Raw genomic sequence first — 22,161 nt, 5'->3', positions numbered from 1 at the left:
TTAAATTCATAATTATAAGCGGGTTTACCATGAGCAAAAAACTGACTGGCTTTGAAAAAAAGCGCCGGTGGGGATGGCTATGGCTTTTGCTGCTGGGGATTATCCTCGGCGCGGCGCTGTTGGCCGGGACCGCCACCGTCTTCCATAAAACCAGCGATACCACCTTCTGCGTTTCCTGCCACACCATGCAACAGCCGCTGGCCGAATATCAGGGCAGCGTCCACTTCCAAAACACCAAGGGCATCCGCGCCGAGTGCGCCGACTGCCACGTGCCGCACCAGCCGATCGACTACCTGTGGACCAAGATCCGCGCGGTGAAAGACATTTACGGCGAGATGGTCGGCACCATCGATACGCCGGAAAAATACGAAGCGCACAAGCTGGCGATGGCGCAGTCGGTCTGGAAAACGCTGAAAGAGAACGACTCGGCCACCTGCCGTTCCTGCCACAGCTACGACGCCATGGACATCACCGCCCAGCGCCCTGAGGCGCGCCTGCAACACCCGGTGGCGATCAAACAGGGCGAAACCTGCATCGACTGCCACAAGGGCGTGGCCCACATCCTGCCGGACATGAGCGGCGAAACCCAGGCCGGCGCCGCCGAGCTGGCGAAGGCCGCGGCGTTGACCGCCCCGGGCGCCACCACCCTCTACACCATCGCCACCGAACCGTTCTTCCTCGGCGCGGACGACAGCCATAACGCCGGCAACCTGATGCCGTCCACCGAAGTGCAGGTGGTGAAACAGGAGGGCGACAAGGTGCTGGCCACCGTGAGCGGCTGGCAGCAAGACGGCGTCAGCGAAGTGTTTTACGCCGCGCAGGGCAAGCGCATCCTCAGCGTGCTGCTGGGTGAGGACGCGCGCCAACAGCTGAAGACCGCGTCGACTCAGACCGATGCGGAAACCGGCCTGGTCTGGCATCAGGTTTCTTTGCAGGTTTGGCTGCCGCGCAAGCAGCTGATCGACGATCAGCAAAAAATCTGGCGTTACGCCGCGGACATGATGTCGGCCAACTGCACCGGCTGCCACGGGCTGACCGCGCTCGATCGCTTCAACGCCAACCAATGGATCGGCGTCATCAAAGGCATGGCGCCGCGCACCTCGCTGACGCAGGAACAGCTGCGCGTGCTGACGCAATACGTACAAAAACACGCCAGCGACATGCCACCTGCCGCACCGGCCAAGCTTTAAGGGAGAAGCGCAATGAGCAACCAACAACCGTTAAAAATGAGCCGCCGCCGCTTCCTGACCGGCGCCGCCGCGCTGACCGCCGCCCCGCTGCTGGCGGGCTTATGGCCCAAAGCGGCACTGGCGCAGGCCATCAGCGAAGCGCTGCCGCAGTTCATCGTCTTGCGTCAGGCGCAAAAAGGCATCCTGACCGGCGCCCACTGGGGCGCGTTTGAGGCCATCGTGCAGGACGGCAAGATGGTCGGCGTGCAGCCGGTGCAGGACGATCCGTATCCCAATGAGCTGATCACCATGGCGCCTTATCAGGTGCACGCCGAGAACCGCATTAAATACCCGATGGTGCGCAAAAGCTGGCTGGAAGGCGGCCCCGGCAGCCGCACCGAGCTGCGCGGCCGCGATGAGTGGGTGCGCGTCAGCTGGGACAAAGCGACCGAGCTGGTGTGCAATGAGATCGTTCGCCTGCAGAAAGATCACGGCCCACAGTCGATCTACGCCGGTTCCTACGGCTGGAAAAGCGTCGGCATGCTGCACAACAGCCGTACGCTGCTGCAGCGCCTGATGAACCTGACCGGTGGTTTCCTCGGCTACGCCGGCGACTACTCCACCGGCGCGGCGCAGGTGATCATGTCGCACGTGGTCGGTTCGATGGAGGTCTACGAACAGCAGACCGCCTGGCCGAACGTGATCGAGAACAGCGAGTTGGTGATCCTGTGGGGCTGCAACCCGATGGTCACGCTGAAGAACAGCTGGAACGTGCCGGATCACGTCGGCCAGACCGGCTTCGAAGCGCTGAAGAAGAAAGGCACCCGGGTGATCAGCATCGATCCGGTGCACAATGACAGCGCCAAGTTCGTCAATGCGCAGTGGATCGCCCCGCGCCCTTACACCGACGGCGCCATGCTGATCGGCATCGCCCACACGCTGCTGACCGAGAAGCTGCATAACCCGGACTTCCTGAAAACCTATACCGTCGGCTTCGACAAGTTCCAGGCCTACCTGCTGGGCGAGAACGACGGCGTAGCGAAAACCGCCGAATGGGCGGCCGACATCAGCGGCGTCGATGCCGACACGCTGCGCGCGTTGGCGCGCGAGATGGCGAAGAGCCGCACCATGATCATGGGCGGCTGGGGCATTCAGCGTCAGCACCACGGCGAACAGCAGCACTGGCTGTTGGTGACGGTGGCGGCGATGCTCGGCCAAATCGGCCTGCCGGGCGGCGGCTTCGGCTTCAGCTACCACTATTCGTCCGGCGGCAGCCCGACCGCCAAGGGCGGCATCATCGCCGGCATCTCCGCCGGCAATGCGCCGAAGAACTCGCCGGCGCCGATCCCGGTGGCGCGCATCGCCGAATGCCTGAGCAATCCGGGCAAAACCATCGACTTCAACGGCGCCAAGGTCACCTACCCCGAGGTGAAAATGGTGTATGTGGCGGGCGGCAACACCTTCCACCAGCATCAGGACACCAATAACCTGGTCAGAGCCTGGCAGCGGCCGGACACCATCGTGGTCAACGAGCCTTACTGGACCGCCACCGCCAAGCATGCCGATATCGTGCTGCCGGCCACCACCAGCTACGAGCGCAACGATCTGGAAATGGGCGGCGACTATTCGCAGCTCTACGTGTTCCCGATGCATCAATGCGTGCCGCCGCAGCACGAATCGCGCAGCGACTTCGACATCTTCTCGGCGATGGCGGCCAGGCTGGGCGTGCAGGAAGCCTTTACCGAAGGCAAGGACGAAACCCAGTGGCTGAAAGGCATGTACGACGACATGAAAAACCAGGCGCGCGCCGCGCGGGTGGCGCTGCCGCCGTTCGACATGTTCTGGCAATCCAACAACTACGTGCGTTTCCCGGTGCCGGAGGCCAATAAGCAGTGGGTGCGCTTTGCCGACTATCGCGACAACCCGCTGCTTAACCCGCTGGGCACGCCGTCGGGCAAGATCGAAATCTACTCCGACGCCATCGCCAAAATGCATTATGCGGATTGCCCCGGCATCCCGACCTGGATGCCGCCGCACGAGTGGTATCGCGGGCCGGAAGCGGCCAAGTATCCGCTGTCGCTCAATACCGCGCACCCGACCAATCGGCTGCATTCCCAGCTCGACAATACGCCGCTGCGCAAGAAATACGCGGTGGCGGATCGTGAGGCGATCCTGATCCACCCGCAGGACGCGCAGCCGCGCGGCATCACCGGCGGCGATCTGGTGCGGGCGTTTAACGATCGCGGCCAGATCCTGGTGGGGGCGGTGGTCAGCGAAGACGTGCGGCCCGGCGTGGTGCGCATCAGCGAAGGCGCCTGGTTCGATCCGGCCGATCCGGCGCAGTCCGGCTCGCTGTGCAAGAACGGCAACGTCAACTGCCTGACCTTCGACATCGGCTCTTCCAGCCTGGCGCAGGGCAACTGCGGGCAGATGGCGCAGCTGCAGATCGAGAAATATCAGGGGCCGGCGCTGAAAAATACCGCACACGCGGTGCCGCAAGGCGCCTGATTTACCGGCAAGCAAGGGGGCGCGGCGCGCCCCTGTTTTCCTCGTCGCCGCGCGACAGAGTCGCTGACTCTGCGCCGAGGGATAGCGGTTTGCGTTTCTTTTCAACGGGCGTATGATGCGCGCGAGCTCCCTTTTTCGACGAATTATCAACCGCCATGCCGACTTCATCCGCAGTAACGCGACGCACGCCCGATCTCACTTCGCTGGCCTTTTTGGCGGTGGCCTTCCTGACCGGCATCGCCGGCGCGTTGCAAACCCCGACGCTGAGCCTGTTTCTGGAAACCGAAGTCAAGGTGCGGCCGGCGCTGGTCGGGCTATTCTTTACCGGCAGCGCGGTGATCGGCATTCTGGTCAGCCAGTTTCTCGCCGGCCGTTCGGATAAAAAAGGCGACCGAAAATCACTGATCTTCCTCTGCTGCATGCTGGGCGCGTTGGGGTTCACCCTGTTCGCCTGGAGCCGCAACTATTACCTGCTGCTGCTCGTCGGTGTGCTGCTCACCAGCTTCGGCTCCACCGCTAACCCGCAAATGTTCGCGCTGGCGCGCGAACACGCCGATCGCACCGGGCGCGAGGCGGTGATGTTCACCTCTATCATGCGCGCCCAGGTCTCGCTCGCCTGGGTAATCGGCCCGCCGATCGCCTTCGCGCTGGCGCTGGGATTCGGCTTCAAGACCCTGTATCTGGCGGGCGCGGCGGCCTTTGTGTTGTGCGGCCTGCTGGTGTGGCAGCGGTTGCCTTCGATGCCGAAAGCCGTGGCGACGGGCGCCCCGCTGGCCGCGCCGCGGCAGCATCGCCGCGATGCGCTGCTGCTGTTCGCCGCCTGCACCCTGATGTGGACCGCCAACAGCATGTACCTGATCACTATGCCGCTGTATGTAGTGCACGAACTGCGGCTGCCGGAGCGGCTGGCCGGGATATTGATGGGCGCCGCCGCCGGGCTGGAGATCCCCATCATGCTGCTCGCCGGGCTGGCGGCGAAACGCTGCGGCAAGCGTTTCCTGATGCGCGTGGCGGCGGCCGCCGGCGTGATGTTCTACGCTGGTCTGCTGCTTATCACCGGCAGTGGGCAACTCATCGCTCTGCAGCTGCTGAATGCGGCGTTTATCGGCGTGCTGGCGGGGATAGGCATGCTCTATTTCCAGGATTTGATGCCCGGTCAGGCCGGCACGGCCACCACGCTGTTCACCAATACCATTCGGGTGGGTTGGATCATCGCCGGCGCCCTCGCCGGCGCGGTGGCGGAAATCTGGAGCTACCATGCGGTGTTTTACGCCGCGCTGGCGATGGCGGCAGGCGCGACGCTGTGTCTGTGGCGGTTGAAAGACGCTTAAGGCGCGGTGTCCGCTTCCAGCCTGGCGAGATAAATCAGCGCCTGATCGCGGTGATCGTGGCACATGTCGCGGCTCGGCTGCAGGCTGCCGCACACCTTCGGCCGCAACGGCGAATGAAACAGGCCGCAGCGCAGCCGTTCATCCAGATGAATGCAGCGGGTATTGGCGGGCTTGCCGTTCGGCATGCCGGGGATCGGGCTGGATATTGACGGCGCGATACAGCAGGCGCCGCAGTCGCTGCGACAGTCCATCAGCGCTACTCCTGGCGGGCTGGGGAAAAGAAGCGCGACAATAGCAGCCGCGTGCGGTGGCCGCCAGCAGAATCCCTGCGCCCCTGCGATCTTTACACTCATCGCCCTGCGCCGGCCGGCTCATCCCATAGCGAATAAACGCTCAACAAACCTTTATTTAAACGCGAAAGTGCGTGAAACGTGCAATTCCCCCGCTTTACATGCGCCATGCACCCATGTACCATTGAGCTAGTACAAAAGAACCTCTTCCATCAGGAGCACACATGTCTACGGACACCATCCAGAAGCTGGCCCGCCCTTCCGTCCTCGGCGGCGCGATGATCATTGCCGGAACCGCCGTTGGCGCCGGCATGTTTTCCATTCCGATCGTCACTTCCGGTGTCTGGTTCAGCGGCTCCGTCGCGCTGCTGGTGTATACCTGGGCCTGCATGCTGCTTTCCGGCCTGATGATCCTCGAAGCCACGCTGCACTACCCGAGCGGCGCCAGCTTCAACACCATGGTCAAGGATCTGCTGGGTAAGGGCTGGAACGCCGTGAACGGCCTGTCGGTGGCGTTCGTGCTGTACATCCTGACCTACGCCTATATCTCCGCCGGTGGTTCGATCATCGCGCACACGCTGGAGGGCATCGTCGGCGTCGGCCAGACCACCGCCGGTTTGGTGTTCGCGCTGGTGGTGGCGTTTATCGTCTGGCTCTCCACCCGCGCGGTCGACCGCCTGAGCACCATTCTGATCGGCGGCATGGTGATCACCTTCGTGATGTCGGTGGGCGACATGTTCACCCACGTGCAGCCTGCGGTGCTGTTCAATACCGGCGATAACCAGGCCAGCTATCTGCCTTACGCCCTGGCGGCGTTGCCTTACCTGCTGACCTCGTTCGGCTACCACGGCAACATTCCCGGGCTGGTGAAGTACTACCACAAGGACAGCGGCTCCGTGGTGCGCAGCCTGGTGTACGGCACCCTGCTGGCATTGGCGATTTACATCCTGTGGCAGTATGTGATTCAGGGCAATATCGCACGCGACGCCTTTAAGCAGGTGATCGCCGAGGGCGGCAATATCGGCAGCCTGCTCAAGCAAATGGGCAACGTCTCCAGCAGCCAGACCGTCAGCCAACTGCTGAACGCCTTCTCTTATATGGCGCTGGCCAGCTCGTTCCTCGGCGTGTCGCTGGGCCTGTTCGACTACCTGGCGGACTTCTGCAAGTTCAAGGACGACGCCGTCGGGCGCAGCAAGACCGCGCTGGTGACCTTTGTGCCGCCGACCCTGGCCGCGCTGCTGTTCCCGAACGGTTTCCTGTACGCCATCGGCTTCGCCGGGCTGGCGGCCACCATCTGGGCGGTGATCGTGCCGGCGCTGATGGCGCGCGCCAGCCGCCGCCGCTATCCGCAGGCCGGTTACCGCGCACCGGGCGGCAACGGCGTGATCCTGTTCGTCATCCTGTTCGGCTTGATCAACGCCGCCGCGCATATTCTGTCGCTGTTCGGCCTGCTGCCGGTCTTCCACTAATCCCCGACGGGAGGGCGGCCGCCCTCCCTTTCCCGCACTGTTTTTGCGCCGGGCTATTGCCTGAAATCGGCGGCGCGAGTACCTTGTCGCAACTTCTCTAATACTCTTCATTGCGGATGAATTGAAATGGCAAGAGCTAACGAAATTAAGCGCGGCATGGCGATCAGCTACAACGGCAAGCTGCTGCTGGTAAAAGATATCGACGTGCAGAGCCCGAGCGCCCGCGGCGCCAGCACCCTGTACAAAATGCGCTTCTCCGACGTGCGCACCGGCCTGAAAGTGGAAGAACGCTTCAAGGGCGACGATATCCTGGACACCATTTCCCTGTCGCGCCGCAAGGTGAACTTCTCCTATATCGACGGCGAAGAATACGTGTTCATGGATGACGAAGATTACACGCCGTACATCTTCAAGAAAGACCAGATCGAAGACGAGCTGCTGTTCATTCCGGAAGGCGGCCTGCCGGGCATGCAGGTGCTGACGCTGGATGGCCAGGTGCTGGCGCTGGAGCTGCCGCAGACCGTGGATATGGAAATCGTCGAGACCGCGCCGGGCATCAAAGGCGCTTCCGCCAGCGCCCGCAACAAACCGGCCACCATGGCGACCGGTCTGGTGATCCATGTGCCGGAATACCTCAGCGCCGGCGACAAGATCCGCATTCATATCGCCGAACGCCGCTACATGAGCCGCGCCGACTAGTCGCGCCAGCGGGGCCGATGCTCGGCCCCGTTTCATTTTCCGCTACGGCAATTCCGGGAAAAAGCGCCGCTTGAGCGCCAGCTCGACGCCGCGCAGCTCCGCCAGCCCTTTCAACCGCCCGATGGCCGAATAGCCCGGATTGGTTTTCTTTTTCAAATCGTCCAGCATCTGATGCCCATGATCGGGGCGCATCGGGATCGGCCGCCGATCGCCCGCCCGCTGCCGACGCAGTTCTTCGTTCAGGATCGCTTCGATCACCGCCACCATGTCCACATCGCCCTGCAGATGCGCCCCCTCGTGGAAGCTTTTCGGGTTTTCCTCGCGGCAGGTGGCGCGCAGGTGGGTAAAGTGAATGCGATCGCCGAAGGTTTCAATCATCCGCACCAGATCGTTGTCGGCGCGCACGCCGTAGGAACCGGTGCACAGGGTGAAGCCGTTATGAATGCTGTCGACGGTCTGCTTCAGCCATTGCATGTCTTCAATCGTGGAGACGATGCGCGGCAGGCCGAGGATCGGCCGCGGCGGATCGTCGGGATGCACCGCCAGCCGGATGCCGGCCTCTTCCGCCACCGGCACGATGGCGCGCAGAAAGACCGCCATGTTTTCGCGCAGCTGCGCCTTGTCGATGCCGTCGTATTCCGCCAGGCGGCGGCGGAACTGCTCCAGCGTATAACCTTCTTCCGCCCCAGGCAGCCCGGCGATGATATTGCCCGTCAGCGTGGCTTTCTCCTCCTCGCTCATGGCGGCGAAATAGGCTGCCGCCTGACTGCGCTCTTGCGGCGTATAGTCGGCCTCGGCGCCGGCGCGCTGCAGGATATGCAGCTCGAACGCGGCGAAGGCGATCTGATCGAAACGCAGCGCTTTGGCGCCGTCCGGCAGCGAATAGGCCAGATCGGTGCGCGTCCAATCGAGGATCGGCATGAAGTTGTAGCAGACGGTATCGATGCCGCAGGCCGCCAGGTTGCGCAGCGTCTGCTGGTAATGGGCGATATGCCGCTGCCAGTCACCGCTGTGAGTTTTGATTTCCTCATGTACCGGCACGCTCTCCACCACCGACCACACCAGCCCCTTTTCCGCCAACAGCGCCTGTCGCGCGCGGATCTCGTCGATCGGCCAGACTTCGCCGTTCGCGATATGATGCAGCGCCGTCACCACCCCGGTCGCCCCGGCCTGACGCACGTCGTCCAAAGAAACCGGATCGTTCGGGCCATACCAACGCCATGTTTGTTCCATGTATTGTCCTTATGCCTGTCTCGCACCGCAATGCTGTTATACCAGTTTAATTTAGATGTCAGTTATCTTTAACTTACTCTTTCGCCACGCGCTGTCAAAACCGAACCCCTCATTGGTTGATCCACTTCACGCTTCTGGCTTATTTTGGACTGACCAATTCCTTTAACCGGCCGACATCCTTACACTGGTCGCAGTTTTTTATCGCCGGCGCCACCCTGTCTATGTAGCAGAAAACTGGTCTGCTAACTTGGCGCAAGTGGCCCGCCAGCTGTCTTACACGCTTTGGAGATGAGATGAAAACGATCGCCAACACTCCGCTGCCCGGCGCCGTCCGGCAGCCGGGCTATGACCGCCGGGCCCTGCGCAGCCGCATCGTGCACCTTGGCTTCGGCGCGTTCCACCGCGCGCATCAGGCGCTGCTGACCGATCGGGTGCTGAACGCCCACGGCGGCGACTGGGGCATTTGCGAGATCAGTCTTTCCGGCGGCGTGCCGCTGTTTGAGGCACTGCGGCAACAGGATCATCTGTACAGCGTGCTGGAGAAAGGCGCGGACGGCCATCAGGCCATCGTGGTCGGCGCGGTGCATGAGAGCCTGCACCGCAAGCTGGAGGGCATCGCCGCGGTGCTGGAGAAGCTGGCCGAACCGCAGGTGGCGATCGTCTCGATGACCATCACCGAAAAAGGCTACTGCATCGAACCCGGCAGCGGACGGTTGGATCGACAGCATTCGGGGATCGTCGCCGATCTGGCGTGGCCGCATCAGCCGCAGACCGCGCCCGGCATTTTGGTGGAAGCGCTGCGGTTGCGGCGCGAACGCGGCCTGCCCGCCTTCTCCCTGCTTTCCTGCGACAATATTCCGGAGAACGGCCACGTGTTGCGCCGGGCGGTGCTCGATCTGGCGCAGGCGCGGGATCCGTCGCTCGCCGACTGGATCGCCACCGCCGCCACCTTCCCCTGCACCATGGTGGATCGCATCGTGCCGGCCGCCACGCCGGCCACGCTGGATGAGATCGCCGCCGCGCTGGGCGGCGTGCGCGACGAATGCGCCATCGCCTGCGAGCCCTTCATTCAATGGGTAGTGGAAGACAACTTCACCGCCGGACGCCCGGCGTGGGAGCTGGCCGGCGCCCAGTTGGTCAGCGATGTGCTGCCGTTTGAACACATGAAACTGCGCATGCTGAACGGCAGCCACTCGTTCCTGGCTTACTTAGGCTACCTGGGCGGCTACCGCTATATCAACGAGTGCATGGCGGATGAGCACTACCGTCGCGCCGCCCTGCGGTTGATGCTGGACGAACAGGCGCCGACGCTGAGCGTCACCGGCATCAGCCTGCCCGACTACGCCGCGCAGCTTATCGCGCGCTTCAGCAATCCGGCGCTGCAACACCTCACCTGGCAGATCGCCATGGACGGCACGCAAAAGCTGCCGCAGCGCCTGCTGGACGCCGTGCGCTGGCATCTGCGGCACGGTGGCGACTATAGCGGGCTGGCGCTGGGCGTGGCGGGCTGGATGCGTTACGTCGGCGGCGTCGATGACGCCGGTGAGCCGATCGACATTCGCGATCCGCTGGCAGACGTGCTGAAGCAGACGATCGCCGCAACGCCGGACGATCGGCGGCGCGTAGCGGCGCTGTTGGCGTTGAAATCGGTATTCGGCGAAGCGCTGGCGGCGCATGCGGCATTTACCGAAGCGGTGACGCAAGCCTATTTATCGCTGCGCGATCGCGGCGCGCGTGAAACGGTGAAGGAGTGGGTGATGCGGTGAGGAGCCTGCAGGGCCGAGAATAACCATGCCGGCGTAACGTTACGCCGGCATGGCGGAACGACTTAACGATAAACGACCGTCATAACAGCAAGTTTCTTCTGTTGGTCCACCCACTTCATTTCGGTTGTGCCTAGATTTAGCGGAAGTTCTTTGCGTGTAGTATCAAAACCTGACAACGCTTGCTGGGCCTGATAACGCTGGCCGTTGCGGTAACATTGCGTATTCGCCTTAGAATCTGCAATATTGACCGTGCAAGGACTTTCAACGATAGAACCGACGAAGCGAATTACCCCGCCGGCCACGCCTGCATGACTCACTGCCGTCCATGAAAACAACATTCCTACGATCAAAAATAACCGAAAGGTATTCATGGCAACCTCATTTTTAGTTAAGCCAATTTAACCATAGAGGATCTTGTTAGGAATAATCGCAAGGAAAGGGACAGGATTTGATCGTTAATCGCGTCATTAACAATGTAAAAACAAGCTACTAACAAAAGTTAACCGTATCTAATACAGGGTTTTATCTAAGAATTTTCTTGCAAAGAAAGGTGGATTTTATCGGTTGAAAAGCGCAGGGTGACGTGCAAAATTTGCGAGATAGAGCACAAATTAAATCGCGGTCGTTTCACCGATACGGCTGCGTAACTCATTTATTAAGCAGGTTAATTTTTGCGCCAGGAATGATTAATGACCAAAACCAATTTGATTACCGGTTTCCTCGGCAGCGGTAAAACCACCACTATCCGCCATTTGCTGGCTCATAAACCCGAACATGAACGCTGGGCGGTATTGGTCAATGAATTCGGCGAGATTGGCATCGACGGCGCGCTGCTGGCGGACAGCGGCGCGGTGCTCAAAGAGATCCCCGGTGGCTGCATGTGCTGCGTCAACGGCCTGCCGATGCAGGTGGGCTTGAATATGCTGTTGCAGCAGGCCAAACCGGACCGGTTGCTGATCGAGCCGACCGGGCTCGGGCATCCGAAACAAATCCTGTCGCTGCTGACCCAGGAGAGTTATGCCGGCTGGATCGATCTGCAGGCCACCCTGTGCCTGCTGGATGCCCGCCAGCTCAGCCAGCCCCGCTACCGCGACAACGAAAACTTCCGCGATCAGCTGGCCGCGGCCGACGTTATTTTGGCCAGCAAAAGCGACACCTATCAGCCGGAAGACAGGCGGGCGCTGGAGGCCTGGAGGGCGCAAGACCCGCTGCAGCGGCCCTGCTACGCCATCGCGCAAGGCGAAGCGGATGTCGCGCTGTTGTCACTTCCGCGCACGAATCGTACAGAATTGCCGGACGCGCAGCATCATCATGGTCAGGCGAAAAAGCAGGGGCTGGCGGCGCTGCGGCTGCCGGAGCACGCCCGCTGGCGGCGAGCGTTGAATGAAGGGCAAGGCTTCACCAGCTGCGGCTGGATTTTTGACGGCGATACCCGGTTCGACACCGTCGGTTTCATGGAATGGGTGCGACTCGCGCCGGTCGAACGCGCCAAAGGCGTGGTGCGCATCCCCGAAGGCACATTGCTGATCAATCGTCAGGGGCAGGATCTCAACATCGAAACCCGCCCGGTCGCGCCGCTCGACAGCCGAATTGAGCTTATCCACAGCGAAAATGCCGATTGGAATGCCCTGCAATCCGCCTTGTTTAAGATTCGTTTAAGTTAGACCCCGTACCGTTGCCCCCCGGTTGCCGCAGGGTAGCCGGGTTTTATTTCGTTTTCATTTTTCCAACAGGTTATGTCATGACACGCCGCAATTTACCCTTCATTCTCTTCTTCAATTTACTGGGCGTTGCGCTGTTTCTGTCCTGGTTCCTGCCGGCCAATCACGGCGGCTGGTTTACCCTGGATTCGGCGATCTTCTTCTTCTTTAACCGCCATCTGGCCACCGACCCGGCGTTTTTGCATCTGGTCGCCATCACCAACAACCGCGCGTTCGACGCGATCTCGCTGCTCGCCATGGGGCTGCTGTATCTGTACTTTTATCTGAAGCAGGACGCCGCCGGCCGCCGCCGCCTGGTGATCACCGGCGTGGTGATGCTGCTGACCGCCGTGGTGCTGAACCAGCTTGGCCACCTGCTGCCGGTGAAACATCCAAGCCCCACCCTGACCTTTGACAATATCCATCGCGTCAGCGAGCTGACCGGCATCCCCACCAAGGACGCTTCCGGCGACAGCTTCCCCGGCGACCACGGCATGATGCTGATTATTTTTTCCTGCTTTATGCTGCGCTATTTCGGCCGCGGCGCCTTCGCCGTCGCCCTGCTGATTACGGTGGTCTTCTCATTGCCGCGCGTGATGATTGGCGCCCACTGGTTTACCGATATTGCCGTCGGCTCATTGTCCGTAGTGCTGGTTGGCGCCAGCTGGGTGCTGATGACGCCTTGCAGCGACTGGATCGTCGATCGGTTGAATCGCCTGTTGCCCGGCAAGCACCGCCCCGGCCAACCATAATTTGTGTCTATGACTCATTCCGGGAGGCGCCCGCCTCCCGTCCTCTCCCCCTCGCCGCGCGCAAAAATTTCCCCGCCGTTCGTTAACGCTTTTGCAACCTGATTTCACGCCAGATTCATACATCGGACAATTGGCGTTTTTTATATGAAGATTTACATTATGTTACATCACAAATTCATATAAAAAAGACGGGAAAAAGGCTCGCAATCCCCTATTGGTTCCGGTAATCTCAGATGCGTTTGTGCCTGGTTTAAGTCGAATCAGTATGAAATCCGATAAAAATGTGCGTTCTCGCACGTTTTCAACGGTAACTGGTTGTCGATGCAACAGGTGCGGACTAGGCTCGTTTCGTTTGGCATTTTTCAGGTAGCGACTTTCGTCGTTAAGGACTTCAAGGGAAAACAACAACAATGGTCAAATCTCAACCGTTTCTGAGATATTTTTTGCGGGTAGTCCCTGCAATTGCCGCTGCGGTTATGCTGTCAGCGTGCAGCTCGACTCACACTTCGAACTTGAATAACGCACAAACTGAGATGCGTGCAGTTAATGACAAAGACGGTCTTTTACTGCAAGCCTCTCAGGATGAATTCGAAGCGATGGTCCGCAACGTTGACGTCAAGTCAAAGATTATGGATCAGTACGCGGACTGGAAAGGCGTTCGCTACCGCTTAGGCGGTGACACCAAGCGCGGCATCGATTGCTCGGCGTTTGTGCAGCGCACCTTCCGCGAACAGTTCGGCATGGATTTACCGCGTTCAACCTATGAACAGGAAGATCTCGGCAAGAAAATCCAGCGCACCAAGCTGCGCGCCGGCGATTTGGTGCTGTTCCGCGCCGGTTCTACCGGGCGCCATGTCGGCATCTATTTAGGCAACGATCAGTTCGTTCACGCCTCCACCAGCAGTGGGGTCATGATTTCCAAGCTGACCGATAACTATTGGAATAAACGTTATCGAGAAGCGCGCCGGGTGCTGACCAACGGCTGACGGCGCAACGCCCTGAAGATCCTGAATACCAAACGAGCGATAAGCGCCGCCCACGGGCGGCGTTTTTTTTGGGCTGTCGAGCGGGTATCATCAAGATTGATCCCTGCCTTATCGTCACCGTTCCCCACTTAACACTGCCGCACGTCGTTATTTTGATAAACTGTTGGCAGGAAATCGCGCCGTCGAGGAAAAACTCGCCTATTATCGTCAGATGACGGCAACGGCGCCCCGGCGTTATTTAAAACGTTTCCGCTGATATTATGCGCATGATATTTCTGTCGGCGACGCCGCATATTTAAACGGCGCCGCCGGTTGGTACGGGATAAAAAGGCAAAAATGAAAAAAAAGCCGCTGGCACAATCCATTAACTGGCTGCGCGACACGCCTGACGCCCTGTTGCAGAGGGCTCGGTTATGGGCTTGAAAAGAGCTTTCGCCCGCAGCGTGTCTCACCGACAACGCAGCCTGGCCAAAAGCGGTGTCGCCGCCCTGGTATTTTTTACGCTATTCACCGCGGTCACGCTTTCTTTGATCAATCACCAGCGCACGCAATATCAACATAAGGTCGAAGCGCGCACGCAAAAGTTCACGCTGGGTTATATCTCGCATCTGACGGCGGTGATGCGGCAAATGATGCCGCTGCTGGATAAGCCTTGCCTCTCCAGCCAGTCGGACATTACCTACCAGGCGGCCTTTACCAGCGGCGTGCGCACCTTCCTGTTGGTGAAGGACGGCTACGCCTATTGCTCCTCCGCCACGGGCGACATGATGTTGCCGATGAAAAATATCTACCAGGATATCGACTGGGATCTGCCTCTGGATCTCAAGCTGCAGCAAGGTACGCCGATGGTGCCAAACAAACCGGCGGTTGCGGTTTGGCTGCGGCATCCCGGCGAAAAGGCCACCGGCATCCTCGCTACGCTGGACATCGATCTGATGCCCTACCTGCTGTTCACCTCGCACGACGAACAGGCGCCGGGCATCGCCATCGTGATGGGCAACCGCGCGCTGACCACTTTCAGCCCGAACCTGATGCCGGTCAATCAGCTGCCGAAGGGCAAGGCGGATAACCTGACGCTGCCCAATCTGCCGCTGACCATCCTGTTCTACAACGAGAAACTGACCCCCAACGACATTCGCCTGACGCTGCTGGGCAGCTTGGTGCTGTCATTGATGACCGGCGTACTCTGCTACTACATGCTGCTGCTGCGGCAAAGCCCGGAACGCGCGCTGCTGCGCGGCATCAAGCGCAACGAGTTCTTTATCGAATACCAGCCGGTGTTCCACACCGACAGCAACAGCATCGGCGGGCTGGAAGCGCTGATCCGCTGGCAGCATCCGATCGAGGGCCGTATTCCGCCCGATGTCTTTATCCCCTACGCCGAAAGCAACGGGCTGATCGTGCCGCTTACCCGCCACCTGTTCAGGCTGATCGCCGAAGATGTGCCACAGCTCGCCAAAGCGCTGCCACGGGGAGGTAAAGTTGGCCTCAACATTTCCCCCGCCCACCTCAGCGCGCCGTCGTTCCACCAGGACGTGTATGAACTGTTGACGCAGCTGCCGGGCGATTACTTTACGCTGGTGTTTGAAATCACCGAACGCGGCATGGTGGAAGAAGAGAGCGCGCTGGCGGAGTTTGACTGGCTGCACAAACAGGGCATCGAGATCGCAGTGGACGATTTTGGCACCGGGCACAGCGCGTTGATCTATCTTGAGCGCTTCACCATGGATTATCTGAAGATTGACCGTGGTTTCGTCAACACCATCGGCCAGGATACGGTCACCGCGCCGGTGCTGGATGCGGTGATCTCGCTGGCGAAAAAGCTGAAAATGCTGACGGTGGCCGAGGGCGTGGAAACCGCCGAGCAGATGCAGTTCCTGCAAGAGCACGGCGTCAACTTCATGCAGGGGTACTACTTCAGCAAGCCGCTGAGCATCGATGATTTCGTCGCTTACTGCAATGCTCATCAGGTCTTTGATTATCAGGAAAAAAATAGTTAATCTTTAAGCATCTTTACCCTGCGCCCGCCCGAAGAATGTTATGCTGGGCGCAGGCTGTACTTTATTCCACAGCAGGAGCTTACCGTCTGATGTCCGTGCGCATTTTCGCTGCTCTGGTGCTCTCGGCACTGAGCTTCGGTCTGCGGGCCGAAGCCCTCAACGAAAGCTACGCTTTCGCCCTTCTCGGTGAACCGAAATACGCCACCGACTTCAGCCATTTCGACTACGTCAACCCGGCGGCGCCCAAGGGCGGCGACGTGCGGCTGGCGGCCATCGGCACCTACGACAACTTCAACCGCTTCGCTACCCGCGGCGTGCCCGGCGAGCGCACGATGGAGCTGTACGATACGCTGTTCACCAACTCCGACGACGAACCCGGCAGCTATTACCCGCTGATTGCCGAATCGGCCCGTTTCCCGGCCGACATGCGCTGGATGGAATTGGATATCAACGCCCGCGCCCGCTTCCAGGACGGCAGCCCGATCACCGCCGCCGACGTGGCCTTTACCTTCAATAAATTCATGGCCGAAGGCGTGCCGCAGTTTCGCTCCTATTACAAAGGCGTCACGGTCAAGGCCATTTCCCGGCTGACGGTGCGCATCGAGCTGCCTAAAGCGAACCGTGAGCAAATCCTCAGTCTGCTCAGCCTGCGCGTATTGCCGGAAAGCTTCTGGAAAAACCATAAGCTCAATGAACCGCTCAGCACCCCGCCGCTCGCCAGCGGCCCGTATAAAATCGGCGATTACCGCCTCGGCCAGTACATCATCTATCAGCGGGTGCGCGACTACTGGGCCGCCAATCTGCCGGTGAACCGCGGCCGCTACAACTTCGACAGCATTCGTTACGATTATTACCTGGACGATAAGGTATCGCTGGAAGCCTTCAAGGCCGGCGCTTACGATTTCCGCATCGAGCCGTCGCCCAAAAGCTGGGCCACCCAATATCAGGGCGGCAACTTCGCGCGCAACTACATCATCAAGCAAGACGAGACCAACCAGGCGGCGCAGAATACCCGCTGGCTGGCGTTCAATCTGCAAAAACCGCTGTTCGCCGATCGTCGGATACGGGAAGCGATCGGCCTGGCTTTCGATTTTAACTGGATGAACAAGGCGCTGTATTACAACGCCTATCAGCGCGCCGACAGCTATTTCCAAAACACCGCCTACGCCGCCCGCGGCTACCCGGACGCCGCTGAACTGGCCTTGCTGGCACCGCTCAAGGGCCAGATACCGCCGGAGGTATTTACCAGCATCTACCAACCGCCCGCCTCCGACGGTAGCGGCAACGATCGACAAAACCTGCTGAAGGCGACCCAACTGCTGAAAGAAGCCGGTTGGGTGGTCAAAAATCAAAAGCTGGTCAACGCCAAAACCGGCCAGCCGTTCACCTTTGAACTGATGTTGCTGAGCGGCAGCAACTTCCAGTACGTGCTGCCGTTCCGCCACAACCTGCAACGGTTGGGCATCGATATGCAAATCCGCGAGATTGACGCCTCTCAGTACACCCGCCGCATGCGCGAGCGCGATTTCGACATGATGTCGACGGTGTATATGGCGATGCCGTTCCCCAGCGCCGATCTGCAAATTCTGTGGGATTCGCAGTACATTGATTCCAGCTATAACACCCCCGGCGTCAAAGATCCGGCGGTCGACAGCCTGGTCAGGCAAATCGCCGCCCATCAGGGCGACGAAAAAGCCCTCTTGCCGCTCGGCCGCGCGCTAGACCGGGTGCTGACCTGGAACAACTACATGCTGCCGATGTGGTACTCCAACCACGACCGCTACGCCTATTGGGACAAATTCTCCACGCCGTCGATTCGCCCGGCCTATGCGATCGGCTTCGACAACTGGTGGTACGACGTCAACAAGGCGGCGCGCTTACCGGCTCAGCGGCAATAAGGAGTCGGAATGGCGGCCTATCTGATACGCAGACTGTTATTGGTGATCCCCACGCTGTGGGCGATCATCACCATCAACTTTTTTATCGTGCAAATCGCCCCCGGCGGTCCGGTCGATCAGGCCATCGCCGCCATCGAGCTCGGGCACGGCAGCGGGTTTGGCAGCGGCGGTGTCGGCGAAGGCCTGGGCCACGCCCGGACGGGCATCGCGGCTGGCGACGGCCAATATCGCGGTTCGCGCGGCCTGGATCCGGAGGTGATCGCCGAGATCACCCAACGTTACGGTTTCGACAAACCGCTGCACGAGCGCTACTTCACCATGCTGTGGAACTATATGCGCTTCGACTTCGGCGACAGCCTGTTTCGCGGCGCTTCGGTGATGCAGCTGATCGGCCAGAGCCTGCCGGTCTCCATCACGTTGGGACTCTGGAGCACGCTGATCATCTATCTGGTGTCGATCCCGCTCGGCATCCGCAAGGCCGTCCACAACGGCAGCGCGTTCGATACCTGGAGCAGCACGCTGATTATCATCGGCTACGCCATTCCGGCTTTTCTGTTCGCCATTCTGATGATCGTGCTGTTCGCCGGCGGCAGCTACCTGGACTGGTTCCCGCTGCGCGGCCTGGTATCGAGCAACTTCGACACCCTCTCATGGCCGGCGAAGATCGCCGACTATCTGTGGCATATCACCCTGCCGGTGCTGGCGACGGTGATCGGCGGCTTCGCCACCCTGACCATGCTGACCAAAAACGCGTTCCTCGACGAGATCCGCAAACAGTACGTCACCACCGCCCGTGCCAAAGGGCTGGACGAGAAAAAAATCTTGTACCGCCACGTGTTCCGCAACGCCATGCTGCTGGTGATCGCCGGTTTTCCAGCCACCTTTATCAGCATGTTCTTCACCGGCTCACTGCTGATTGAGGTGATGTTCTCGCTCAACGGCCTGGGGCTGCTGGGTTACGACGCCACGCTGCAGCGCGACTACCCGGTGATGTTCGGCACGCTGTATATCTTCACCCTGATCGGCCTGCTGTTGAATATCCTCAGCGATATCACCTACACCCTGGTCGATCCGCGCATTGACTTCGAGGCCCGCCAATGAGCCGCCTTAGCCCGATCAACCAGGCGCGCTGGGCGCGTTTTCGCCGCAACCGCCGCGGCTACTGGTCGCTGTGGATCTTTTTGGTGCTATTCACCCTGAGCCTGGCCGCCGATCTGATCGCCAACGACAAACCGCTGTTGGTGCGTTATGAAGGCCGGTTGTACCTGCCGTTTATGATTAGCTACAGCGAAACCGCCTTCGGCGGCGAACTGAATACCGAAGCCGACTATCAGGATCCGTTCGTGCAGCGGCAGATCGAACGGCACGGCTGGGCGGTCTGGGCACCGATCCGCTTCAGTTACGACACCATCAACTTCGCCACCGAGGTGCCCTTCCCTTCGCCGCCTTCGCGGCACAACCTGCTGGGCACCGACAGTAACGGCGGCGACGTGCTGGCCCGGGTACTGTACGGTTTTCGCATTTCGATGCTTTTCGGCCTGGCGCTGACGCTGTTTTCCAGCCTGATCGGCGTGTGCGTCGGCGCGACGCAGGGGTATTACGGCGGGCGTTTCGATCTGTGGGGGCAACGCTTTATCGAAGTGTGGTCGGGCATGCCGACGCTGTTTCTGATCATTCTGCTGTCGAGCATCGTCCAGCCCAATTTCTGGTGGCTGCTCGGCATCACCATCCTGTTCGGCTGGATGAGCCTGGTGGGCGTGGTGCGCGCCGAATTCCTGCGCACCCGCAATTTTGACTATATCCGCGCCGCGCGCGCCATGGGCGTGCCGGATCGGGTAATCATGTCCCGCCATATGCTGCCCAACGCCATGGTGGCGATGCTGACCTTCCTGCCGTTTATCCTCTGCGGCTCGATCACCACCCTGACGTCGCTCGATTTCCTCGGTTTCGGTCTGCCGATAGGCTCGCCGTCGCTCGGCGAATTGCTGCTGCAAGGCAAAAACAATCTGCAGGCGCCGTGGCTCGGCATCACCGCCTTCCTGGTATTGGCAGTGCTGCTGTCGTTATTAATCTTTATCGGCGAAGCGGTGCGCGACGCCTTTGACCCCAGCAAGGCGCATTGATATGGCCACTCCTTTGCTCGCTATTCAGGATCTCAGCATCGCCTTCCGCCAGGGCGACACCGTCACGCCGGTGGTCAACGAACTCTCGCTGCAAATAGCGCCGGCGGAAACGCTGGCGCTGGTAGGGGAATCCGGCTCCGGCAAAAGCGTCACCGCCCTGTCGATACTGCGTCTGCTGCCCGCGCCGCCGGTGGTTTACCCTGCCGGCGATATTCTGTTCAACGGCGAGTCGTTGTTGCATGCGCCGGAAGCGGCACTGCGCAAGGTGCGCGGCAATCAGATCGCGATGATCTTTCAGGAACCGATGGTGTCGCTCAATCCGCTGCACACCATCGAGAAGCAACTGGCGGAAGTGCTGATGCTGCACCGCGGCCTGCGGCGCGAAGCCGCGCGCGCAGAGATCGTCGAATGCCTGGAGCGCGTCGGCATCCGTCAGGCCAAGAGCCGGCTGCAGGATTACCCGCATCAGCTGTCCGGCGGCGAACGCCAGCGGGTGATGATCGCCATGGCGGTGTTGACCCGCCCGAAACTGCTGATCGCCGACGAGCCCACCACCGCGCTCGACGTGACTATCCAGGCGCAGATCCTGACGCTGCTGCAAGAGCTGAAGCAAGAGATGGGCATGGGGTTGCTGTTCATCACCCATAATCTGAATATCGTGCGCCGCCTGGCGGACAACGTGGCGGTGATGCGCCAGGGGCGCTGCGTAGAGCAAAACGGCCGCGCGCAGCTGTTCAGCCGGCCGCAGCATCCCTACACGCAGCAGCTGCTGGCCGCCGAAGACGTCGGTGAGCCGCTGCCGTTGCCTGCCGCGGCCAACGCGCGCTCCGGTGACGAGCGGCCGCTGCTCAAGGTGGAAGATCTGCAGGTGCGCTTCCCCATTCGGCGTGGCCTGCTGCGCCGCACGGTGGATTATCATTATGCATTGAAATCATTGAGTTTCGAGCTGCGCGCCGGGGAAAGCGTCGGGCTGGTGGGAGAATCCGGCTCGGGTAAAAGCACCACCGGGCTTGCGCTATTGCGTCTGCTGGCCTCGCAGGGCGCCATCTGGTTCGACGGCGAACCGCTGCACCCGCTCACGATGAAACAGATGCTGCCCTACCGCAGCCGAATGCAAATCGTCTTCCAGGATCCTTATTCCGCACTGAATCCGCGCCTGAGCGTGCAGCAGATCATCGCCGAGGGGCTGGAGGTGCACCAGCGACTTAGCCCCGAGCAGCGGGAACAACGCGTGATCGAGGTGTTGCGGGAAGTCGGCCTGGATCCTCAGCTTCGCCACCGCTATCCCACCGAGTTCTCCGGCGGCCAACGCCAGCGCATCGCCATCGCGCGCGCGCTGATCCTGCAGCCGCAGCTGCTGATCCTCGACGAGCCGACCTCTTCACTGGATAAATCGGTGCAGGCGCAGATCCTGACGCTGCTGAAATCGCTGCAGCAACGCCATCGGTTGGCATATCTGTTCATCAGCCATGACCTGCAGGTGGTGCGTTCGCTATGTCACCAGGTCATCGTACTGCGACAGGGGGAAGTGGTTGAACAGGGAGACTGCCGGGCGATTTTCGCGGCGCCCGCGGCCGACTATACCCGTCAACTGCTGCAGTTGGCGGATTAGCGGCGAATTCAGAAGGGGTATTGCGCGCTGAGCGGTTCGGCGATCGCGGCACCGACGTTTTTCAGGCGGCACATGGTGGCGCTCTCGTCGCTGCGCTGCACGAACAGGCAAGGTTCCCCTTCCCATTCGACGATCGCACAGTCGACCTGAATCTCCTGCAACGACAGATTGAGCTGTTGCATGACCTGCCAGGCCTCGGCCCCTTCATGGCTGAGCAACTTCAGCCCAATCAGGTTGTTATCTTCGTCTATTCCGTTAAACGGAATCGGTTCGACCTTCACGCCGGTGAAACCGGATAGCCAACGATAACTTTGCGGCAAGCGATGCACTACCGAAAGTTGGATACTCTCCACATGAAATCCCTAGTTTGAAAAGGTGAAACACTTTTACCTGACAGGGTTACTAAGTTATAGCCGTTGACTCCCGACTCTGCCGCGCACAAATGTTATTTAAATGTAAATTTTGCCGCAAGCCATTAACCTGACCCCGTGCTTGCCGATGCCGTGCCACTTTTTGGCGCGCCGTGCGGTGTTATTTCACGGCATTTTGCGACTCAGCTCGCATTTTTGCGTTATATGTAACCCTTTCCCGCAGCGATCTCAACTCTTTTTTCTTGCAATGCGAC

The 22,161-nt window shown here is 60.4% G+C and carries 18 protein-coding genes; 14 read left to right on the top strand and 4 right to left on the bottom strand.

Annotated elements, in window-relative coordinates; translation table 11 throughout:
- Positions 1–29: 29 nt before the first annotated feature.
- The 3 genes from ACJ8KE_RS01500 (at position 30) to ACJ8KE_RS01490 (ending at position 5,008) form a co-directional block, all read left to right on the top strand.
- Positions 30–1,190: a NapC/NirT family cytochrome c gene (locus ACJ8KE_RS01500; protein WP_016926984.1), complete on the top strand. Its 1,161-nt coding sequence runs from the start codon at positions 30–32 to the stop codon at positions 1,188–1,190.
- A gap of 12 nt (positions 1,191–1,202) precedes the next feature.
- Positions 1,203–3,677 carry a trimethylamine-N-oxide reductase TorA gene (gene torA / locus ACJ8KE_RS01495; protein WP_442517064.1) on the top strand — a complete coding sequence of 825 codons (2,475 nt, stop codon included), beginning with the start codon at positions 1,203–1,205 and terminating at the stop codon, positions 3,675–3,677.
- 155 nt (positions 3,678–3,832) lie between these two features.
- Complete coding sequence (locus ACJ8KE_RS01490) at positions 3,833–5,008, top strand: sugar efflux transporter (protein WP_442517063.1); 1,176 nt, start codon at positions 3,833–3,835, stop codon at positions 5,006–5,008.
- Here ACJ8KE_RS01490 and ACJ8KE_RS01485 read toward each other — a convergent pair.
- The gene (locus ACJ8KE_RS01485; protein WP_015378527.1) at positions 5,005–5,259 is read right to left on the bottom strand and encodes a YkgJ family cysteine cluster protein; all 255 of its coding nucleotides are present in this window, start codon (positions 5,257–5,259) and stop codon (positions 5,005–5,007) included. The two genes, ACJ8KE_RS01490 and ACJ8KE_RS01485, sit on opposite strands and share 4 nt — an antisense overlap.
- Before the next feature lie 263 nt (positions 5,260–5,522).
- Here ACJ8KE_RS01485 and mtr point away from each other — a divergent pair, with 263 nt between their 5' ends.
- Entirely contained in the window at positions 5,523–6,767 is a 1,245-nt protein-coding gene (gene mtr / locus ACJ8KE_RS01480; protein ID WP_097101656.1) for a tryptophan permease, read from the top strand.
- A 126-nt stretch (positions 6,768–6,893) separates the two neighbouring features.
- On the top strand, positions 6,894–7,466 hold the full coding sequence (gene yeiP / locus ACJ8KE_RS01475) for an elongation factor P-like protein YeiP (RefSeq protein ID WP_004935725.1): 573 nt from the start codon (positions 6,894–6,896) through the stop codon (positions 7,464–7,466).
- A 42-nt stretch (positions 7,467–7,508) separates the two neighbouring features.
- Here the strand turns inward: yeiP and uxuA are convergent, their stop codons facing one another.
- Positions 7,509–8,699: a mannonate dehydratase gene (gene uxuA / locus ACJ8KE_RS01470; protein WP_079452215.1), complete on the bottom strand. Its 1,191-nt coding sequence runs from the start codon at positions 8,697–8,699 to the stop codon at positions 7,509–7,511.
- A gap of 293 nt (positions 8,700–8,992) precedes the next feature.
- On the opposite strand from uxuA, the gene ACJ8KE_RS01465 reads away from it, so the two are divergent.
- Positions 8,993–10,465, top strand: a complete 1,473-nt coding sequence (locus ACJ8KE_RS01465) for a mannitol dehydrogenase family protein (RefSeq protein WP_079452214.1) — start codon at positions 8,993–8,995, stop codon at positions 10,463–10,465.
- Between the two features lie 62 nt (positions 10,466–10,527).
- Here the strand turns inward: ACJ8KE_RS01465 and ACJ8KE_RS01460 are convergent, their stop codons facing one another.
- Positions 10,528–10,836: a type 1 fimbrial protein gene (locus tag ACJ8KE_RS01460; RefSeq protein WP_033635274.1), complete on the bottom strand. Its 309-nt coding sequence runs from the start codon at positions 10,834–10,836 to the stop codon at positions 10,528–10,530.
- A gap of 318 nt (positions 10,837–11,154) precedes the next feature.
- Here ACJ8KE_RS01460 and ACJ8KE_RS01455 point away from each other — a divergent pair, with 318 nt between their 5' ends.
- The 8 genes from ACJ8KE_RS01455 to yejF all read left to right on the top strand — a co-directional run bounded on the left by ACJ8KE_RS01455 (position 11,155) and on the right by yejF (position 21,536).
- On the top strand, positions 11,155–12,129 hold the full coding sequence (locus ACJ8KE_RS01455) for a CobW family GTP-binding protein (RefSeq protein WP_079452213.1): 975 nt from the start codon (positions 11,155–11,157) through the stop codon (positions 12,127–12,129).
- A 77-nt stretch (positions 12,130–12,206) separates the two neighbouring features.
- A complete protein-coding gene (locus tag ACJ8KE_RS01450) occupies positions 12,207–12,917 on the top strand; it encodes a phosphatase PAP2 family protein (protein ID WP_049300473.1) in 711 nt (236 codons plus the stop codon).
- A gap of 410 nt (positions 12,918–13,327) precedes the next feature.
- Positions 13,328–13,903 (top strand): bifunctional murein DD-endopeptidase/murein LD-carboxypeptidase, encoded by a 576-nt coding sequence (mepS, locus tag ACJ8KE_RS01445; protein ID WP_025303553.1) that lies wholly within the window; start codon positions 13,328–13,330, stop codon positions 13,901–13,903.
- Between the two features lie 413 nt (positions 13,904–14,316).
- A complete protein-coding gene (locus ACJ8KE_RS01440) occupies positions 14,317–15,903 on the top strand; it encodes a cyclic di-GMP phosphodiesterase (RefSeq protein WP_016926975.1) in 1,587 nt (528 codons plus the stop codon).
- An 89-nt stretch (positions 15,904–15,992) separates the two neighbouring features.
- Positions 15,993–17,801, top strand: a complete 1,809-nt coding sequence (locus ACJ8KE_RS01435; protein ID WP_123867391.1) for an extracellular solute-binding protein — start codon at positions 15,993–15,995, stop codon at positions 17,799–17,801.
- A 9-nt stretch (positions 17,802–17,810) separates the two neighbouring features.
- A complete protein-coding gene (locus ACJ8KE_RS01430) occupies positions 17,811–18,902 on the top strand; it encodes a microcin C ABC transporter permease YejB (RefSeq protein WP_016926973.1) in 1,092 nt (363 codons plus the stop codon).
- Positions 18,899–19,924: an ABC transporter permease gene (locus tag ACJ8KE_RS01425; protein ID WP_123867389.1), complete on the top strand. Its 1,026-nt coding sequence runs from the start codon at positions 18,899–18,901 to the stop codon at positions 19,922–19,924. The genes ACJ8KE_RS01430 and ACJ8KE_RS01425 overlap by 4 nt, the downstream gene beginning before the upstream one ends.
- A 1-nt stretch (position 19,925) precedes the next feature.
- Positions 19,926–21,536, top strand: coding sequence for a microcin C ABC transporter ATP-binding protein YejF (gene yejF / locus ACJ8KE_RS01420; RefSeq protein ID WP_016926971.1), 1,611 nt, complete (start codon positions 19,926–19,928; stop codon positions 21,534–21,536).
- Positions 21,537–21,544: 8 nt separating this feature from the next.
- Here the strand turns inward: yejF and ACJ8KE_RS01415 are convergent, their stop codons facing one another.
- On the bottom strand, positions 21,545–21,889 hold the full coding sequence (locus ACJ8KE_RS01415; protein WP_004935763.1) for a YejG family protein: 345 nt from the start codon (positions 21,887–21,889) through the stop codon (positions 21,545–21,547).
- Positions 21,890–22,161 lie beyond the last annotated feature (272 nt).

Origin of the sequence: Serratia sp. CY56464, from assembly GCF_052168435.1 — a bacterium.
Taxonomy (GTDB): domain Bacteria; phylum Pseudomonadota; class Gammaproteobacteria; order Enterobacterales; family Enterobacteriaceae; genus Serratia; species Serratia marcescens.
Note: the sequence above shows the minus strand (reverse complement) of the source record. Positions and strands in the feature narration are given on the sequence as shown.

Coding starts and splice junctions, on each gene's coding strand:
- ACJ8KE_RS01500 (WP_016926984.1), top strand. CDS start 30: ATGAGCAAAAAACTGACTGGCTTTGAAAAAAAGCGCCGGTGGGGATGG.
- torA (WP_442517064.1), top strand. CDS start 1,203: ATGAGCAACCAACAACCGTTAAAAATGAGCCGCCGCCGCTTCCTGACC.
- ACJ8KE_RS01490 (WP_442517063.1), top strand. CDS start 3,833: ATGCCGACTTCATCCGCAGTAACGCGACGCACGCCCGATCTCACTTCG.
- ACJ8KE_RS01485 (WP_015378527.1), bottom strand. CDS start 5,259: ATGGACTGTCGCAGCGACTGCGGCGCCTGCTGTATCGCGCCGTCAATA.
- mtr (WP_097101656.1), top strand. CDS start 5,523: ATGTCTACGGACACCATCCAGAAGCTGGCCCGCCCTTCCGTCCTCGGC.
- yeiP (WP_004935725.1), top strand. CDS start 6,894: ATGGCAAGAGCTAACGAAATTAAGCGCGGCATGGCGATCAGCTACAAC.
- uxuA (WP_079452215.1), bottom strand. CDS start 8,699: ATGGAACAAACATGGCGTTGGTATGGCCCGAACGATCCGGTTTCTTTG.
- ACJ8KE_RS01465 (WP_079452214.1), top strand. CDS start 8,993: ATGAAAACGATCGCCAACACTCCGCTGCCCGGCGCCGTCCGGCAGCCG.
- ACJ8KE_RS01460 (WP_033635274.1), bottom strand. CDS start 10,836: ATGAATACCTTTCGGTTATTTTTGATCGTAGGAATGTTGTTTTCATGG.
- ACJ8KE_RS01455 (WP_079452213.1), top strand. CDS start 11,155: ATGACCAAAACCAATTTGATTACCGGTTTCCTCGGCAGCGGTAAAACC.
- ACJ8KE_RS01450 (WP_049300473.1), top strand. CDS start 12,207: ATGACACGCCGCAATTTACCCTTCATTCTCTTCTTCAATTTACTGGGC.
- mepS (WP_025303553.1), top strand. CDS start 13,328: ATGGTCAAATCTCAACCGTTTCTGAGATATTTTTTGCGGGTAGTCCCT.
- ACJ8KE_RS01440 (WP_016926975.1), top strand. CDS start 14,317: ATGGGCTTGAAAAGAGCTTTCGCCCGCAGCGTGTCTCACCGACAACGC.
- ACJ8KE_RS01435 (WP_123867391.1), top strand. CDS start 15,993: ATGTCCGTGCGCATTTTCGCTGCTCTGGTGCTCTCGGCACTGAGCTTC.
- ACJ8KE_RS01430 (WP_016926973.1), top strand. CDS start 17,811: ATGGCGGCCTATCTGATACGCAGACTGTTATTGGTGATCCCCACGCTG.
- ACJ8KE_RS01425 (WP_123867389.1), top strand. CDS start 18,899: ATGAGCCGCCTTAGCCCGATCAACCAGGCGCGCTGGGCGCGTTTTCGC.
- yejF (WP_016926971.1), top strand. CDS start 19,926: ATGGCCACTCCTTTGCTCGCTATTCAGGATCTCAGCATCGCCTTCCGC.